Origin of the sequence: Veillonella parvula (assembly GCF_032577575.1) — a bacterium.
Classification (GTDB): domain Bacteria; phylum Bacillota; class Negativicutes; order Veillonellales; family Veillonellaceae; genus Veillonella.
Genome location: NZ_JAWFVO010000001.1, coordinates 497902 through 514065, shown reverse-complemented (window position 1 = coordinate 514065; position 16164 = coordinate 497902). Strand labels below are relative to the sequence as shown.

The following is a 16164-nucleotide window of genomic DNA, read 5'->3' as shown; positions in this document are numbered from 1 at the left end:
GGAGGCTTTAATGAAACAAACAATTGAAGGTTTACAAGTAGCTAATAAAACAGTATTTGTTCGTGTTGATTTTAATGTTCCTATGAAAGACGGTGTCATCACTGATGACACTCGTATTCGTAGTGCATTACCTACTATCAATTACTTAATCGAAAAAGGGGCAAAGGTTATCCTTGCTTCTCACTTTGGTCGTCCTAAGGGGGAACGCAAATCAGAAATGTCTTTGGCACCATGTGCTAAGCATTTATCTGACCTTATCAACAAGCCTGTAGCATTCGTAGATGACTGTATTGGCCCTAAGGTTGAAGAAGCCGTAAATGCATTACAACCTGGCGATGTATTGATGCTTGAAAATTTGCGTTATCACAACGAAGAAACTAAAAACGACCCTGAGTTTGCTAAGCAATTGGCAGCTCTTGCAGATGTTGCTATCAATGATGCGTTTGGTGTTTCTCACCGTAATGCAGCATCCGTAGTTGGTATTGCTGACTATATTCCTATGGTAGCAGGTTTCTTGCTCAAAAAAGAAATTGAAGCATTAAGTGCAGCTGTAGTACATCCTAAAACACCTATGGCGGCAATCATTGGTGGTGCAAAAGTAACAGATAAAATTTCTGTTATTTCTAACCTTTTGCCTAAAGTGGATGTAATGATCATCGGCGGTGGCATGGCTAATGCGTTCATTAAAGCACAAGGATGCAACATTGGTAGCTCTTTATTTGAAGAAGGCCAAGAAGCTATCGCTACAGACCTTGTTATGGAAGCTCGCGTAGCAGGTGCTAAATTATTAACACCTATCGATGCTGTAGTAGCAGATGCTTTCAGCAACGATGCTAATACTAAAATTGTAGACGTTGATCAAATCGAAGACGGCTGGATGATATTAGATATTGGGCCTAAAACACGCGAACTTTATATAGAGGCATTGGCGCCAATGAAGACTATTATTTGGAATGGTCCTATGGGCGTATTTGAAATGGAAAACTTTGCAGCTGGTACGAATGCAGTAGCGAAAGCTGTAGCTGAATCCGATGCGATGACTATCGTTGGCGGTGGCGACTCTGTGGCAGCCATTGAAAAAAGTGGCTTAGCGGATAAAATTAGCCACATCTCCACAGGTGGCGGTGCATCTTTAGAGTTCTTAGAAGGCAAAATTCTACCAGGTATTGCTGCATTGTCTGAGGCATAATATGAGAAAACCCATTATTGCAGGGAATTGGAAAATGAATGGCACCATTGCGTCTGGATCAATTCTGATCGAAGCGTTTAACAGCGTGTTACAAGATATGGAATTATCCTGTGATGTTGTTGTATGTCCGCCTTTCACAGCTATCGAACGTGCGGTAGCATTGACGAAAAATACAGCTATTGAAGTAGGCGCACAAACTATGGATTATCATGATGCTGGTGCGTTCACTGGTGAAATTTCACCACTTATGCTTACAGAGGTAGGCGTTAATTATGTAATCATCGGTCATTCTGAGCGCCGTGAATATTATGGCGAAACAGATGAGACGGTAAATGCAAAAATTAAAAGTGCATTTCATCATAATTTGAATCCTATTGTCTGTGTTGGTGAAAGCTTAGAACAACGTGAAACTGGTCATACACTTGACTGGATTACATCTCAACTAGAAGGGGCTTTGGCTGATATTCCTAAAGAGCAAGTCAGCCAATTGATTATTGCGTACGAACCAATTTGGGCTATCGGTACTGGCAAGACAGCAACGGCTGATCAAGCTGAAGAGGTATGTAAAGAAATCCGCAATTACATTCGATCTCTATATGATAATGAAACTGCTGATGCAGTACGCATCCAGTATGGTGGTAGCGTTAAATCAGAAAATGCATTAGAAATCCTTGGAGAGCCTAATATTGATGGTGCTCTTGTAGGTGGTGCATCCCTTGTGGTTGACGAATTTATTGATATTATTAAAGCGGCGAATCAAGTAAGCGCTTAATATGAGGTTAGAAATGGCTAAATTAGAGGCTCCCGTAATGCTAGTCATCTTAGATGGCTTTGGATTGGGGGATCAAACAGATACAACCAATGCTGTAGTACAGGCGAAGCCGCTCTGTTTTAATCAATTATGGGATACGTATCCACATACGACATTAGAAGCATCAGGGCTTGCGGTAGGCCTTCCAGAAGGTCAAATGGGGAACTCTGAAGTAGGCCATTTAAATCTTGGCTCTGGTCGCATCGTGTATCAAGATTTGACACGTATTACAAAAGATGTTGAGTCTGGTGAGTTTTATAGTCGCCCAGTTATGCGTGAGCTATATGAAGTGGCTAAAAAGCAAAGCTTACATCTTATCGGCCTAGTGTCTGATGGAAATGTTCATTGCTCCTTAGATCACATTAAGGCAGTCATTAAAGGAGCTCATGATAATGGAATCGAGCATGTGTATGTCCATGCTTTGCTCGATGGTCGTGATGTAGCTCCACAATGTGCACAAGGCTATTTAAAGGACTTAGAAGCGTATATGGCAGAGGTCAACTGTGGCAAAATTGCTACAGTTAGTGGTCGCTATTATGCGATGGACCGCGATAATCGTTGGGACCGCGTTGAATTGGCATACAATGCCATTGTAAATGGTCAAGGTGAAACAGCTGGGTCTGCTTGTGAAGCGGTGCAACAGTCCTATGATAAAGATGCAGCAGATGAGTTTGTACTTCCTACGGTGATTGATGCTGCAGGGACTATCAAAGATGGAGATGCGGTTATATTCTGTAACTTCCGCCCAGATCGTGGTCGTGAACTTACAAAAGCACTAGTATTACCTGATTTTGATGGCTTTAAACGGAAGCCACTATCTATATATATGGCAACTATGACAAAATACGAGGATGGTTTGCCCGTACATATTGTGTATGAAAAGGATACATTATCTGAAACATTAGGTGAAGTTCTAAGTGCAGGTGGTTATCGCCAATTGCGTATTGCGGAAACAGAAAAGTATGCTCATGTTACATATTTCTTCAATGGCGGTGAAGAGGAACCCTTTGAAGGTGAGGACCGCATTCTCGTAAAATCCCCTCAAGTGGCAACCTATGATTTACAGCCAGAAATGAGCGCTTATGAAGTGACCGATAAGGTTGTACAAGCAATTCAAGATGAAACGTATGATATGATTATTTTGAACTTTGCTAATCCAGATATGGTCGGTCATACGGGTAGCTTTGAAGCCGCCGTTAAAGCGGTTCAAGCAGTAGATACTTGTTTAGGTCGTATCGTGGAGGCTATTCGTAACAAGAAAGGTCATCTGTTAGTTACAGCAGATCATGGTAATGCAGAGCTTATGGTTAATCATGAAACAGGTAAGGTACATACGGCACATACAACGAACTTGGTTCCTTTAATTTTAATGAGCGACAGTTTAAAAACAGCTACATTAGAAGCTGGTAAATTATGTGACATTGCTCCTACATTATTAGATTTAGCTGGGATACAACAACCAACAGCCATGACAGGTCACAGCTTGGTACATAAAGCATAATATGGAGCTTTCACTATATTAGTAGTTAATTAGAGTTATAAGCCTATAAGGTTAAGCTCAATATATATAATGGCTGTCAGATGGCAGTTATTCCATTAGATTTTATGAGGTGAAGAAATGGCAGTAATTGAACAAGTCATTGCAAGAGAGATTTTAGATTCCCGCGGTAATCCAACAGTTGAAGTTGAAGTATGTTTAGAAGATGGTACTATTGCGACAGCAGCAGTTCCATCTGGTGCTTCCACAGGTATGTTTGAAGCCGTAGAATTACGGGATGGAGATAAATCCCGTTACTCCGGTAAAGGTGTTTTAAAAGCTATCGATAATGTAAATGCTAAAATCGGTCCTGCACTTATCGGTTATGATGCTACAGAACAAGTAGCAATCGATAACTTGATGTTGCAACTTGACGGTACAGACAATAAATCTAACCTTGGTGCAAATGCAATTCTTGGCGTATCCATGGCAGTAGCTCGTGCGGCGGCTGAATCTTTGGACTTACCATTATTTGTATATCTTGGTGGCTTCAATGCTAAAGAGTTGCCAGTTCCTATGATGAATATCTTGAATGGTGGCGCACATGCAGATAACAACGTAGATATTCAAGAATTCATGATCATGCCTGTAGGTGCTGAATCTTTTGCAGAAGCTCTTCGCAGCTGTGCAGAAGTATATCACACTTTGAAATCCGTACTTCATAGCAAAGGTCTTAGCACTGCAGTAGGTGATGAAGGTGGTTTTGCTCCAAACTTGGCATCTAATGAAGAAGCATTAGAGGTAATTTGTGAAGCAATCAAAACTGCTGGGTATGAACCTGGTAAAGACTTCAAATTGGCTCTTGATTCCGCATCTTCTGAATTCTACAAAGATGGTGTATACAATCTTGCTGGTGAAGGTAAAGTTAAAACAGCAGCTGAAATGGTTGACTTCTATGAGTACTTAGTAGGTAAATACCCAATCGTATCCATCGAAGATGGTCTTGCTGAAGAAGATTGGGACGGTTGGAAATTGTTGACAGATCGTCTTGGCGATCGCGTACAACTTGTTGGTGACGATTTATTTGTAACTAACACAAAACGTTTGGCTCGTGGTATTGAACTTGGTGTAGGTAACTCCATTCTAGTAAAAGTTAATCAAATTGGTACCCTCACTGAAGCTTTCGATGCTATGGAACTTGCTAAACGTGCTGGTTATACTTGCGTAGTCTCTCACCGCTCTGGTGAAACTGAAGATACATTCATTGCTGATATTGCTGTAGCTGTAAATGCTGGTCAAATTAAGACTGGTGCACCGGCTCGTTCTGAACGTGTAGCGAAATATAACCAATTGCTTCGCATTGAAGAAATGTTATATGAAACAGCACAATATAAAGGTAATGATGTTTTTTATAACTTAAAATAAGATACGTATTATCTAACAGTTTAATAAGGGCGCCCTTCGGGGCGCCTTTTTTGTATGTCCAAAAATAGAAAAGTTTTCGCTTCGTGGATTTTTAAAAATAAAAGAGGGATTTAGAGGCTGATGTCGAAACCTATAACGCCATACGCTAGTGTGAGGTAAAAACATACCGCAAGGTATTGGAGGTGACCATGTATGTAGACGTAACATTAGACGATATTATCTTGTATGCTTTAGAACACCATGTAAGCGATATCCACTTTGATCCCGTTAAAACTGGTGCTCATGTTCGGTTACGACAAGATGGACTGCTGCAACATTACATGACTGTATCATTTGAGGAAGCTGAACTCATTATCAATCGCATCAAGGTGTGTAGTTCTCTAGATATCAGCGAGAAGCGTTTACCCCAAGATGGTCGTTGGGCTTGGAGTCATAAAGATAAGTCTGTAACAATGCGTGTGTCTACATTGCCTAGCCTATACGGAGAAACCTTAGTATGTCGCCTTATGGGTAATGAAGGGAGCCATAAAGATTTAAAAGCGCTAGGGATGCGAACAGATATTTTTGAGCATATTGCACAATTATTGAAACGTCCTTATGGCTTGTTGCTTATCTGTGGGCCGACTGGCAGTGGTAAGACAGCCACCTTATACGCCATGTTACGCATGCTTAATTTAGAGGAAACAAAGTTAATCTGTCTCGAAGATCCTGTAGAGGCTGAAATAAAAGGGGCTATCCAAATTGGTATCAATGAAAAGATTGGCTTTACCTTTGCTAAAGGTCTTCGGTCTGTATTACGGCAAGATCCAGATACGATTATGATTGGTGAAATTAGGGATAAGGAGACCGCAGAGCTAGCCGTTAAGTCTGCTTTAACGGGGCATCGCGTATTATCTACTATACATACCAATACAGCTATAGGCGTTGTAACACGACTCATGGATATGGGCGTAGAGCCGTATTTAATACGGGCTACATTAATGGGAGCTATTGCACAACGGCTAGTACGAAAATTCGATGGTACAGTATATCAAGGACGGACTGCTTTATTTGAATACTTAGAAATACCTGCTAATTTGGCTCATTGGGACCAATTAGAAACACATTTATTATTGTCATTAGAAGAGTCTGCTCGTGAGGCCGTATCTCAGCATGTTACATCTATAGAGGAGGTGCATCGTTGTGGACTTATGCTGTAAAAGTGAAAGTTTAGAAACTATTGTAGAAAAGGCAATACAATTATCATCAACAGATATTCATCTACAATGTGGGCAGCCTATCTATTTGCGATATGGTGATGGATTAAAGGCTACTTCGTTTATATGTACTACAGAATTAATCGAGGATATCTTGCGCCGTTGTGGTATAGCCTCCTATGAGTGGCAGTCTCTTGATGAGGCTTGTTCCTGTTGTGGTGTGCGGATCCGTATTCATCTATATCGAGCTAATCAGACTATATGTGGTACATTGCGATTACTCTGTCATCAACAACTAAAGTTAGATGACAATAGTGAGGGGCAACTGCTACAAAAATTATGTGAAGCACATGATGGTCTATTGCTTGTTTGTGGACCTACAGGCAGTGGTAAAAGTTTTACCTTAGCTTGTTGTATTGATTATATTAATCAGACTATGGAGCGTCACATTATTACCTTAGAGGACCCCATAGAATTTGAGTTTGCACCTAATAAGTCTTTGATCCATCAACGACAATTAGGTGCTGATATCAATACTATGTCAGATGGTATTCGAGATGCCTTACGAGAGGATCCGGATGTCATTATGGTAGGCGAACTTCGAGATCGTGAAACCCTTGAAGCGGCACTTCATGCGGCAGAGACTGGTCACCTTGTAATGGCGACTATGCATACACAGCGTGCAGTGATGGCGGTTCACCGCATGATTTCTCTATTTCCTGGGGAGCAACAAGAAGAGATACGCAATCAAATATCTCAAGTGTTACGGGCCGTTATATGTCAGCGTTTACTTCGATGGAATAAAAAGTTCATTACTATTCGTGATATTTTGCTAAATACCCATGCAGTAGCAAATTTGATACGGACCCGTAAGGAACCACAAATCATATCTATTCAAGAAACGCAACTTCCGATGAAAACATTAGAAATGGCTGTGCGAGATGTAAAGGCACAATATGGAGCCCAACAACAATTGCATACCTTGCTTGATCAACAATTATCGTAGGTGAATATATGGAGGCTTATGAATATGTCGTAAAAAATAATCAAAATGAAACAGAAAAAGGTTTGATGTGGGGGGATTCAGAACAGGAAATTGCAATACGGTTAAAACGAGATGGCTATAAAATTTATAGGATATCGTTGCAGGATAAAAAAAAGAAACATAAATGGAATCATACTATGGTGGTAGATGTGACTTATCAATTAGGTCTACTCATTGAATCTGGTGTTCCATTACGGCGTGCCTTACAGTTACTCTGTCAGGGGAAACGAGGACTACTCTATACAGCTTTATATGAATCTATAGAGCGTGGTCAGACTTTATCACAAGCTTTACGAAGTGAAGGATGTTCTCCTATTGCTTTGGCTTTACTAGAAAGTGGTGAAGCAGCGGGCACCTTGGGTGAAAGTTTACAATATATATCCCGTCACTATGATTGGGAAAGGCAGCTGAAACAAAAGGTTATAAGTGCTATTTCTTACCCTTTATTTCTTCTTTTAATGATGAATATATTTTTTCTAGTCACCATTTTGTTTATTATTCCTTCATTTGAAAATGTATTTACCACTATGCATATTACATTACCTTTGATGACGCGAGCTCTTTTTGTATTAGGACAAGGGTTAAAATCGCATCCTCTAATGGTAATAGCTATACATTGTGTTGTAATAGGTTCCTTAGCATTTGCTTATAAACAACATAGTATAAAGTGTAAAGTACATCGTTGGCTTTGGCTATTGGCTCACCGATACCAATGGAGTACTTGTGTGTACTATACGAGCATGTTAAAAGTTTGGGCTCTCTTACTAGATTCTGGTATCTCTATTATTCACACCATGAATATTACTCGCCCTTTGTGGGGGAATATATATGGTGCTGAATGTAGTGAACAGGTGGAAGCAAAGTTATTATCAGGACACTCATTTGAAGAAAGTTTGCGTAGTGGTCAAATAGGAAATTCTTTTATATGGCAAATGATCTCCATTGGAGAAGAGAGTGGGGAATTAGTAAAAATGTTAAACCACTGTGGATACTACTATGAATCTATACTTTCAAAATATATTGCTCGTTTAGAACGATTGTTGGAACCGATTCTACTAACCGTAATGGGAATTGGTGTAGCCGTATTAGTTGTATCTGTTATGTATCCCTTATTTACGTCCATTGCCAACTTAGGAGGGCAATAGACAATGTTATTACTTAACTATTAAAAAGGAGGATATTATGAATTCTGTTATGCATATGATTCATGAAGCGAATCATCGATTAGAAATGTGCGGTCAATGGATCGTAGATCGATTACATATTTCTCGTGTTCGAGAAGGGTTTAAGAAATCGAGAAAAGGCGGATTTACTCTCGTTGAATTAATGGTTGTAGTGGCGGTTATCGCTATACTAGCAGCTATTGCGATGCCACAATTCTTATCTGCTGCGGATAAAGCTCGAAACGCTAAGGAAACAGCAGATATTCAAATTATAAAAAATGCCACTCAGTTGTATATGATTGATAAAAATGTCGATACACCTCCAACAGTAGAAAATTTATATAAGGAAGGTTATCTTACTGAACATGTTAAGACTGCAAAAGGGAAAGAATACACTATTACTTATGAAGCAGTCAGTGGTGGGACCTCAAAATCTGTTGTTGTTAAAGCACCTAATGAGCCTTAATTAACTTGTATAGGTTATGAATTACATACGTTAGTTATATGAAAGGACAAGGTATGAAAGGGACCAATTATGTAATAGGCCTTTTTGTATATATAGCATCTATAGTTCTGCCTATTATAGTTTCATCAAAAGCAATATCTTATACTCACATTGCTTTGTATGCTGTGTTTTCACTCATCATCATAGCAGGTGCTACCATCGATATGCATTACTATATATTGCCCGATGAAGGAGCGCTAGCTCTTGTAATAGGAGGGATTATGTATAGCTATATAAATGATAAATCTATGTTAGTAACCGTGTTAAGTGTTATGAGCGTAGGGGCTATTACATATGGACTTCGTTTGATCAGCCATAAAGGTTTTGGCATAGGAGATATTAAATGGTTTTCTGCTATTGCAATGTGGCTCTCGCCATGGGAAATTATATGTTTCTTTTACGTAGCATTTTGTGTTGGTTCTCTCTATCTCTTACTAACAGGTTATCGTAATCGATATATCCCATTTGGTCCCTTTTTATGCTTTGGTGGATGGTGTGCCTTACATGGGGGTTCCTATATGGAGGTGCTTTACCAATGGTTAAGGTACAACTTATAAATCGTCAAAGTGGATCTTTGCTGGCGGAATGGATTATTACGCTTGGTTTAATTTTACTGCTCATCTCTATTGCTTTACCTATTGTAATAACACCTAGTCGTTATACCTTAAATGGTACTACGCAAGAGGTGGTGTATATGCTCAAGAAAGTTCAACTTTGGTCTATGTTAGGGCATAAATCTAATGGTAAAGGGAGAATGCTTTTTATATTAAATAAGGACAGTTACACCTTAGAGGAAGATGCCAATCATCATACGGTAAACATATCATTGCCGTCAAATATTGAGAGCACGCGGTCTATGACTATTATTTCTTTTTCAGCTTTAGGCTTACCTTATGATGGGACAGAAATTATTTTGAAAGATCGTGAAAGTGGTGAGAAAAATCGCATATGGATATCTGTACAAACGGGGCGTATTAGGTGGGAAGAAGTGCACTGAAGGATTTATGTATGGTGATGCCTTAATATCAGCTGCTATAATCATGCTCATTTTACCTATTGTATTATCTATATTTTGGATGGCTACTCTTACGGTATATAAGGCGTATTATTGGGATCATATATTGCAAGATACCATAACGTATTTAGAAAAGGCTAAAGCTTCTTACTATAAAACTGGAACAATAGAAGCAGGTGTATATAACTCTCAATTCACTATGAGTCCTAGTGAAAAAATTACTTATAAAATACATATAAAGCCTGTAGTGATAGAAGGTGTATCTTTACAACGATTAACAGTAGATGCCATCGATAATCAATCTGTTGTCTACTCTCTATCAGTTGATTTGGAGGGGATACATTGAACGGCGAGGATATAGAAAAGGTAATTGGAAAGAACAAAGAATATAAGCAGAATCCTATAGCAAATAAGAATAATAATAAGAAAAATAATAGTAAGAATAGAAATAATATGGGATTTATTTTGTATTCTACGCTCATTAGTATGACGATTTCTGTCATAGTTCTTACCATATTGTTAGGTATCCTATTCTATGCAGTTATGTGGGATGCTAAATTACTGGATAGTGTAGCTATGATGGAGGATGGTCGATATACACGGCGGATGGTTGTGGCTCAAATGATATGGAACCCTGTGAAGGTTACTGTAGAAGACCATAATAAGAGTTTATATATTCACGATACAAAACGTACAACTTTAACTGTACAACGTCATGCACTATACAGAAAATTAACAGATAGTAGCTTGCAGCCTGTCAGTGGCAGTCGAATTGTAGGAACTACAGATAAACGAAATGTGGGCTGTACTCAGGAATATCCTTTTAGTGTAGATACTAATGGGACCGTGTATTTGCGCTGGTATATTAACAATCGTTTTGTTAATGATAGGAAATATACAAGTGGTTATGGAGGACTAACCATATATGAGGTCTCTATTGGACAGAGTGCTATTTATGATTGGTATAAAAGTAAAGAGGAGACAAGTTATGAACATAGGAGCCCATAACGCGGGCTTTATTACATATATAGCGATACTTACGATGTCCTTTTTATTACTATTAGCTTTTATGGGGCTTCGTATAGGACAAATATGTGAAAGTAATGTGGTAGATGAATTGCATTTGGAAGAAGCTCATTACGCAGCACAAAGAGGTGCTCATTGGTTTGTTGGCTATTGTAAATTAGGAAATGTATGGGACTTTCAAAATAAACTAGTTGTAATAGATGATGAAAATGTAGAGATTACTATTGAAGCGGACAGCTCAACAGATAATCCGCGTCATATTATGAGTTATGGAAAACTGAAGAATAGTGAAATCGTGAGTCGTGTACATATGTATGTGACCGTAGATAAAGAAAAACATATGCATGTTATAAAGGTAAAACCTTATTGAGGTGATTCTATGAAACGAAAAAAGAAAATACATTCTGGAGTATGTATAACTGATGAACATATTGTATGTGTTACCGCTCATATAGAAAATAAAACAATGGTCATTACCGATGCGTTGGAGATGAAGCGTACGGGACCTATTGATGAAGACGTTACAAAATTTATTGAAACTTATGATTTAGACGAAGGTGCTTATAGTATTGTAGCTAATATTGATACACAAATGCATGTGGCACCCTATGATCCTCACGATTTTGATATGAAGGAATTCATAAAGTGGAATGTAGAGGACTACTTTAGTTTTGAGGGGGATAGTTTCCAAATGGATGCTTGTCGCCGGGAATATCCACGACACAATTATCATATGTTTATGGTGGCTGTAGATCGGCATTCACTAGAACTTTTGAAACAAGGTATACGAGATACTTATGCACCCGTTGATGTTATTGATTTTTGGCCTATTCCTATTTGTTACTGTTTGATGCGGCGTAGTGGTACTGTAACAGGAGTTGTGGAAGAAGGAGCTATGCATTTATGGCTTTGGTGGAATGATATATGCATTCAAGAGTGTATTGTACCTATTACTGGTAGCGATGTAGCTGAAGCTATGGATAAGTTAGAAGTGAGATTACAAGACTTTGGTATAGATGAGATACAGGGAATTCGGATGTATGGGTTAGAATCTATAACAAATGAAGAACGGACAGATATGGAAGGTATAATTTCCATGTATGGAGAAACTGAATATATTCCATTATTATTTTTAGGTCGTGGTCGTAATCGTTGCAAGCAAGGACAATTAGATTGGGACATGGCTATCGGTATGGCAGCAAGGGGGCTTAAATGGATTGGATTGGGCTGGTAAGGATAGATGTATTAATTTAATGCCTCGCTCGTTACGATGGTATAGTTTATGGCATACCTATCGATACCTTCTTTATGGGATAAGTCTTATATACATTATAGTAGGGCTTGTTACTATATATAGTTGTTGGTCAAGCTATCGTAGCTACGAAAATCGAAAGATAGACTTTGTGCGATTGCAAGCAAATGCTCAGTATCAAGAAATACATCAACAATATGGTGAATTAATGGAAATAAGAAATAAAATAATAAAGAATAAAATCCTTAAGAATCAAACAGATATATTACCCAATACAATGGTCGTATATATTCTTGATGCCGCTATGTCAGAACATATTAGTCTACAGCATCTTAGCATTAAGGATGGGCGTATCAGTATAGATGGTATAGGTACGAGTGACGAAATGTGTCGTAAATTTATTGCTATTCTCCAACAAAAATTACTAGGGATGGAGTGTCATGGAACAGTTAAAGCAGATAAAGGTGTTTATACATTCCATATGGACGGATCTAAAAGAGAGCACAACGTATCAGGTCGAGAGAATATTAACGGGCCTAGTGTTGTGGGGGATGCTCATTAGCCTTTCTATGTATGGGCATATCTATTTTGAAGACAAAAATAATAGCTTAAAAAATCAACAAGAAAATTATAATATACAAATGAATGCTGAGTCAGATTATATAGTGTCTAATGAAGCAAAACTATTAGAATCTTTTACACGGAACAAGACATCTAATACGAGTTCTAATACAAATATTTTTGATTCCTTGCAAGGAGAACCATTAATGATTGTCAGTACTGATGAGCATGAAGGTATACTAGAATTAACAGTATTAGGTAGTACAGAGCGTATGATTAACTGGATAAATACTGTTGAAGAAAAGGATCCTTCACGCCGTATAGAAATAGAAGATATAGAACGTAAAGGTAATGTAGTTTATGTGCATTGTGCAATTAAATCGATTATAAAACCTTAATGAAAATCGGGTGTACTGTATAGAGACAGATTATAGATTTTATGTCTATAGTCTGTCTTTGTTTTTGGACCATTTTATAGTACAATGAAGGATATGTAATGATAAGGGGCACATAATAGATGATAATAAAACGGAATATTATGCTCATCGGTTCTATGGGAAGTGGCAAAAGTCACTTTGGACGGAACCTTGCAGAACGCAAGGGTTGGCAATTTGTAGATACCGATCGCGTATTAGAAAGTCGTTTTGGGTTGCCCATTGCTGAGATTTTTAAAAAGATAGGAGAAAAAGCGTTCCGCCGCGCCGAAATGGATGTACTAAAAAAGGTTTGCTTATACCATGAAGCAGTGATTTCTGTGGGTGGGAATTTTCCTATTGAACATCGCACCTTAAAGGTATTAAAAAAATATTCCTATATTATTGGTATCCGAGCTGCACAATTCCGTATTGTCAGTCGCGTGAATCGCCGTGTTGGGAAACGGCCTACCATGGACTATAGTAATGTGAATGCCTTTGTACATGCTATGATACAATCGTGGAAGCCCGTGTATAAGCAGTGCGATTTTGTACTAGATACAACAAATGGCCGGACCTATGATTTTATACAGCGTATTGAGGATGAATTAGATGCCTCAGATGTGCAATTTAAAGCAAGACGTCAACCCAATGATACAAACGATGTAGATGCTAAAGAAGCAGCTGAAGATATACAATTTAATAATCAACAAAGTAGGAAAAAAGAGATTTCTGAAGCAGTATCAAAAAGAGCAATGTCTAATAAAATTCGTTATGATAAGAGGTATAAACAAAAGACTTCTAATCAAACGAATAAAAAAGGTAAAGCACATAGTATATCCAAACAACGTACACCACAAGGGGGTAATGGATATGAGAAGAATCGCAATACTAACAAGCGGCGGAGACGCACCTGGAATGAACGCCGCCATAAGAGCGCTAACTAGAAAAGCTATACATGAAGGTTTTGAAGTGTTTGGCACTGAACGTGGCTATTTAGGTATCATTGAGGAAAAGATATTTCCCTTATCGAATCGAGACGTTGGTGGCATCATAACACAAGGTGGTACGATGCTGAAAACAGCACGTTTTCCAGAATTTCAAAATGAAGAAATTCAACGCAGAGCTTATGATATTTTGAAAACTTATGACATTGACCATTTGGTTGTTATCGGTGGTGATGGCTCCATGCGTGGTGCTACAAGTTTATCTAAACTTGGTATGTCTACTATGACCATTCCATGTACGATAGATAATGACATGGGTGGTACACAATATACGATAGGCTATGATACGGCTCTTAATACGGTAGTTGATGCGGTTGGGCGTATTCGGGATACATCAAACTCCCATGAACGTGTAGCTATTGTGGAGGTTATGGGGCGCAAAGCTGGACATATTGCATTAAAGGCAGGCCTAGCTTGTGGGGCAGAAATAGTTTTGGTTCCTGAAAATCCCATGCCTTTACATGCGGTTTGTCGTCATTTAAAGGAAACACAAATTCGGGGTAAAGAATATAGTGTTATCCTCGTTGCAGAAGGTGCCTATAACAGCGGTGAGGTGAAAGCTTTTATCAAGGAGCATACAGAATTTGATCCTAGCCTAACTGTGTTGGGCTACTTACAACGTGGCGGTGGTCCATCGGCATTTGATGCTATTTTAGCGGCTCGCATGAGTGAAGTCTGTATTAATTTATTGATGAGTGGTGTCGCTAACCGATTAGTAGGTTATATAGATGGTCATATCCGTGCGCTATCTTATGAAGAGGCAGAACGTCTTGAATTTCCAATCGATGAGAAGGATTATAGATTATTGTCAATATTGAGTAGTTAATGGCCCGTAAGGGCCATTTTTTATATATCATAATTTATTTATTAATGAAATTATATTGCGTAAAAGCAATTGGTGCTGTATAATTTAAAAATACTATATGTGTTGATATAGAATAAATGTCTTTTTAATATATCTTCATCTTAAAAAAAGGAGATCATAATGAAAGAGTTCTTACAAAAGCATCGTAAACGTATAGTAACAGGTGCTGTTGTTCTTTGTGTTCTTGGTGGCGGCACATATTACTACATGGATAGTCTAAATGCAAATCAAGCACAAACGTTATACACTACTGGCAAGGTTGAAAAGGGTGATGTAAAAACTAGTATCAGTGCCACAGGTACTATTAACCCTGTAAATTATGTAGATGTTTCTACAAATGTTGCTGGTAAACTTGAAAAAGTTTTAGTTAAAGAGAATGATCAAGTTACGGCCGGTCAAGTTATCGCTTATATTGATACACGTCAATTACAAGCATCTGTTGATGATGCTCGTGCGGCGTTAGCCAAAGCAGAACTTGATATGAATCGTTATAAATCCTTGGCGGCTCAAGATGCTATTGCACAACAAACATATGATGATTCTGTAACATCTTATGAACGTGCTAAATCTACTTATGAACGTGCGGCCGCAGATTTAAGTGATGCTACTATTACAGCACCAATGTCTGGTACTGTTGTTGGTACACCGCTAAAAGCCGGTCAAACTATTAGTACTGGTATTTCCACACAAATGATCATTGCTACCATTGCAGATTTAAAAAATTTAGAGATTTATCTTACTGTAGATGAAACCGATATTGGCAATATTAAACAAGGTGCTAAGGTAGAGTTTACTGTAGATTCTAAGCCAGGTGAAACTTTCACAGGTTACGTTTCTGAAATTGCAAAAGGTACAAAGGGTAATATGGGCACTACAAGTACAAGTGTAGTGTACTATACGGTTAAAGTTCAAATTCCTGAAAATATTTCAGGTAATTTCTTACCATCTATGACAGCTCGTGCCACAATCTTTGGTGAAGATATTAAAAATACATTGGTAGTTCCTCTTACTGCTGTACGTACGGATAAACAAGGTGAGTATGTATATGTTATAAAAGATGGTCAACCAGTACGAACCGCTGTTTCTACAGGTGTAACTGGGGATACTAATGTTCAAATCCTAAAAGGTTTATCTGAAGGTGATGAAATTATCGTAAGCGGTGATGTGAATGCACCAAAGAATAATGTAGCTGGACCATTCTAAGGGTAGGTGCT

Annotated in this window: 19 protein-coding genes; all 19 read left to right on the top strand. The window is 38.4% G+C overall.

Annotated elements, in window-relative coordinates:
* Nucleotides 1-10 precede the first annotated feature (10 nt).
* The 19 genes from E7K77_RS02405 (at nucleotide 11) to E7K77_RS02315 (ending at nucleotide 16153) form a co-directional block, all read left to right on the top strand.
* A complete protein-coding gene (locus tag E7K77_RS02405; RefSeq protein ID WP_278606602.1) occupies nucleotides 11-1189 on the top strand; it encodes a phosphoglycerate kinase in 1179 nt (392 codons plus the stop codon).
* A gap of 1 nt (nucleotide 1190) precedes the next feature.
* On the top strand, nucleotides 1191-1961 hold the full coding sequence (tpiA, locus tag E7K77_RS02400) for a triose-phosphate isomerase (protein ID WP_316059939.1): 771 nt from the start codon (nucleotides 1191-1193) through the stop codon (nucleotides 1959-1961).
* A 13-nt stretch (nucleotides 1962-1974) separates the two neighbouring features.
* Complete coding sequence (gene gpmI, locus E7K77_RS02395) at nucleotides 1975-3501, top strand: 2,3-bisphosphoglycerate-independent phosphoglycerate mutase (RefSeq protein ID WP_227037031.1); 1527 nt, start codon at nucleotides 1975-1977, stop codon at nucleotides 3499-3501.
* A 117-nt stretch (nucleotides 3502-3618) separates the two neighbouring features.
* Nucleotides 3619-4902: a phosphopyruvate hydratase gene (gene eno, locus E7K77_RS02390; protein ID WP_227037030.1), complete on the top strand. Its 1284-nt coding sequence runs from the start codon at nucleotides 3619-3621 to the stop codon at nucleotides 4900-4902.
* A gap of 188 nt (nucleotides 4903-5090) precedes the next feature.
* On the top strand, nucleotides 5091-6101 hold the full coding sequence (locus E7K77_RS02385) for a GspE/PulE family protein (RefSeq protein ID WP_004696151.1): 1011 nt from the start codon (nucleotides 5091-5093) through the stop codon (nucleotides 6099-6101).
* Complete coding sequence (locus E7K77_RS02380) at nucleotides 6085-7104, top strand: type IV pilus twitching motility protein PilT (protein WP_325306029.1); 1020 nt, start codon at nucleotides 6085-6087, stop codon at nucleotides 7102-7104. Before E7K77_RS02385 ends, E7K77_RS02380 begins: the two co-directional genes overlap by 17 nt.
* An 8-nt stretch (nucleotides 7105-7112) precedes the next feature.
* A complete protein-coding gene (locus E7K77_RS02375; protein ID WP_227037029.1) occupies nucleotides 7113-8288 on the top strand; it encodes a type II secretion system F family protein in 1176 nt (391 codons plus the stop codon).
* A gap of 37 nt (nucleotides 8289-8325) precedes the next feature.
* Nucleotides 8326-8772 carry a competence type IV pilus major pilin ComGC gene (locus E7K77_RS02370; protein ID WP_004696145.1) on the top strand — a complete coding sequence of 149 codons (447 nt, stop codon included), beginning with the start codon at nucleotides 8326-8328 and terminating at the stop codon, nucleotides 8770-8772.
* 53 nt (nucleotides 8773-8825) lie between these two features.
* Entirely contained in the window at nucleotides 8826-9368 is a 543-nt protein-coding gene (locus E7K77_RS02365; protein WP_004696142.1) for a prepilin peptidase, read from the top strand.
* Complete coding sequence (locus E7K77_RS02360) at nucleotides 9347-9808, top strand: hypothetical protein (protein WP_004696141.1); 462 nt, start codon at nucleotides 9347-9349, stop codon at nucleotides 9806-9808. The genes E7K77_RS02365 and E7K77_RS02360 overlap by 22 nt, the downstream gene beginning before the upstream one ends.
* Before the next feature lie 7 nt (nucleotides 9809-9815).
* Complete coding sequence (locus E7K77_RS02355; RefSeq protein WP_195395105.1) at nucleotides 9816-10172, top strand: hypothetical protein; 357 nt, start codon at nucleotides 9816-9818, stop codon at nucleotides 10170-10172.
* Complete coding sequence (locus E7K77_RS02350; RefSeq protein ID WP_316104660.1) at nucleotides 10169-10834, top strand: hypothetical protein; 666 nt, start codon at nucleotides 10169-10171, stop codon at nucleotides 10832-10834. Before E7K77_RS02355 ends, E7K77_RS02350 begins: the two co-directional genes overlap by 4 nt.
* Complete coding sequence (locus E7K77_RS02345; protein ID WP_004697137.1) at nucleotides 10815-11222, top strand: hypothetical protein; 408 nt, start codon at nucleotides 10815-10817, stop codon at nucleotides 11220-11222. Before E7K77_RS02350 ends, E7K77_RS02345 begins: the two co-directional genes overlap by 20 nt.
* Nucleotides 11223-11231: 9 nt before the next feature.
* Nucleotides 11232-12086, top strand: a complete 855-nt coding sequence (locus E7K77_RS02340; protein ID WP_316104661.1) for a hypothetical protein — start codon at nucleotides 11232-11234, stop codon at nucleotides 12084-12086.
* 169 nt (nucleotides 12087-12255) lie between these two features.
* Entirely contained in the window at nucleotides 12256-12666 is a 411-nt protein-coding gene (locus tag E7K77_RS02335; protein WP_229039577.1) for a fimbrial assembly protein, read from the top strand.
* Nucleotides 12656-13063 carry a hypothetical protein gene (locus E7K77_RS02330; protein ID WP_229039578.1) on the top strand — a complete coding sequence of 136 codons (408 nt, stop codon included), beginning with the start codon at nucleotides 12656-12658 and terminating at the stop codon, nucleotides 13061-13063. The genes E7K77_RS02335 and E7K77_RS02330 overlap by 11 nt, the downstream gene beginning before the upstream one ends.
* A 119-nt stretch (nucleotides 13064-13182) precedes the next feature.
* A complete protein-coding gene (locus tag E7K77_RS02325) occupies nucleotides 13183-14025 on the top strand; it encodes a shikimate kinase (RefSeq protein ID WP_042977837.1) in 843 nt (280 codons plus the stop codon).
* Entirely contained in the window at nucleotides 13997-14911 is a 915-nt protein-coding gene (locus E7K77_RS02320) for an ATP-dependent 6-phosphofructokinase (RefSeq protein WP_316104808.1), read from the top strand. Before E7K77_RS02325 ends, E7K77_RS02320 begins: the two co-directional genes overlap by 29 nt.
* 159 nt (nucleotides 14912-15070) lie before the next feature.
* Nucleotides 15071-16153: an efflux RND transporter periplasmic adaptor subunit gene (locus E7K77_RS02315; RefSeq protein ID WP_195395101.1), complete on the top strand. Its 1083-nt coding sequence runs from the start codon at nucleotides 15071-15073 to the stop codon at nucleotides 16151-16153.
* Nucleotides 16154-16164: the final 11 nt, after the last annotated feature.

Coding starts and splice junctions, on each gene's coding strand:
- E7K77_RS02405 (WP_278606602.1), top strand. CDS start 11: ATGAAACAAACAATTGAAGGTTTACAAGTAGCTAATAAAACAGTATTT.
- tpiA (WP_316059939.1), top strand. CDS start 1,191: ATGAGAAAACCCATTATTGCAGGGAATTGGAAAATGAATGGCACCATT.
- gpmI (WP_227037031.1), top strand. CDS start 1,975: ATGGCTAAATTAGAGGCTCCCGTAATGCTAGTCATCTTAGATGGCTTT.
- eno (WP_227037030.1), top strand. CDS start 3,619: ATGGCAGTAATTGAACAAGTCATTGCAAGAGAGATTTTAGATTCCCGC.
- E7K77_RS02385 (WP_004696151.1), top strand. CDS start 5,091: ATGTATGTAGACGTAACATTAGACGATATTATCTTGTATGCTTTAGAA.
- E7K77_RS02375 (WP_227037029.1), top strand. CDS start 7,113: ATGGAGGCTTATGAATATGTCGTAAAAAATAATCAAAATGAAACAGAA.
- E7K77_RS02370 (WP_004696145.1), top strand. CDS start 8,326: ATGAATTCTGTTATGCATATGATTCATGAAGCGAATCATCGATTAGAA.
- E7K77_RS02365 (WP_004696142.1), top strand. CDS start 8,826: ATGAAAGGGACCAATTATGTAATAGGCCTTTTTGTATATATAGCATCT.
- E7K77_RS02360 (WP_004696141.1), top strand. CDS start 9,347: ATGGTTAAGGTACAACTTATAAATCGTCAAAGTGGATCTTTGCTGGCG.
- E7K77_RS02355 (WP_195395105.1), top strand. CDS start 9,816: ATGTATGGTGATGCCTTAATATCAGCTGCTATAATCATGCTCATTTTA.
- E7K77_RS02345 (WP_004697137.1), top strand. CDS start 10,815: ATGAACATAGGAGCCCATAACGCGGGCTTTATTACATATATAGCGATA.
- E7K77_RS02340 (WP_316104661.1), top strand. CDS start 11,232: ATGAAACGAAAAAAGAAAATACATTCTGGAGTATGTATAACTGATGAA.
- E7K77_RS02330 (WP_229039578.1), top strand. CDS start 12,656: ATGCTCATTAGCCTTTCTATGTATGGGCATATCTATTTTGAAGACAAA.
- E7K77_RS02325 (WP_042977837.1), top strand. CDS start 13,183: ATGATAATAAAACGGAATATTATGCTCATCGGTTCTATGGGAAGTGGC.
- E7K77_RS02320 (WP_316104808.1), top strand. CDS start 13,997: ATGAACGCCGCCATAAGAGCGCTAACTAGAAAAGCTATACATGAAGGT.
- E7K77_RS02315 (WP_195395101.1), top strand. CDS start 15,071: ATGAAAGAGTTCTTACAAAAGCATCGTAAACGTATAGTAACAGGTGCT.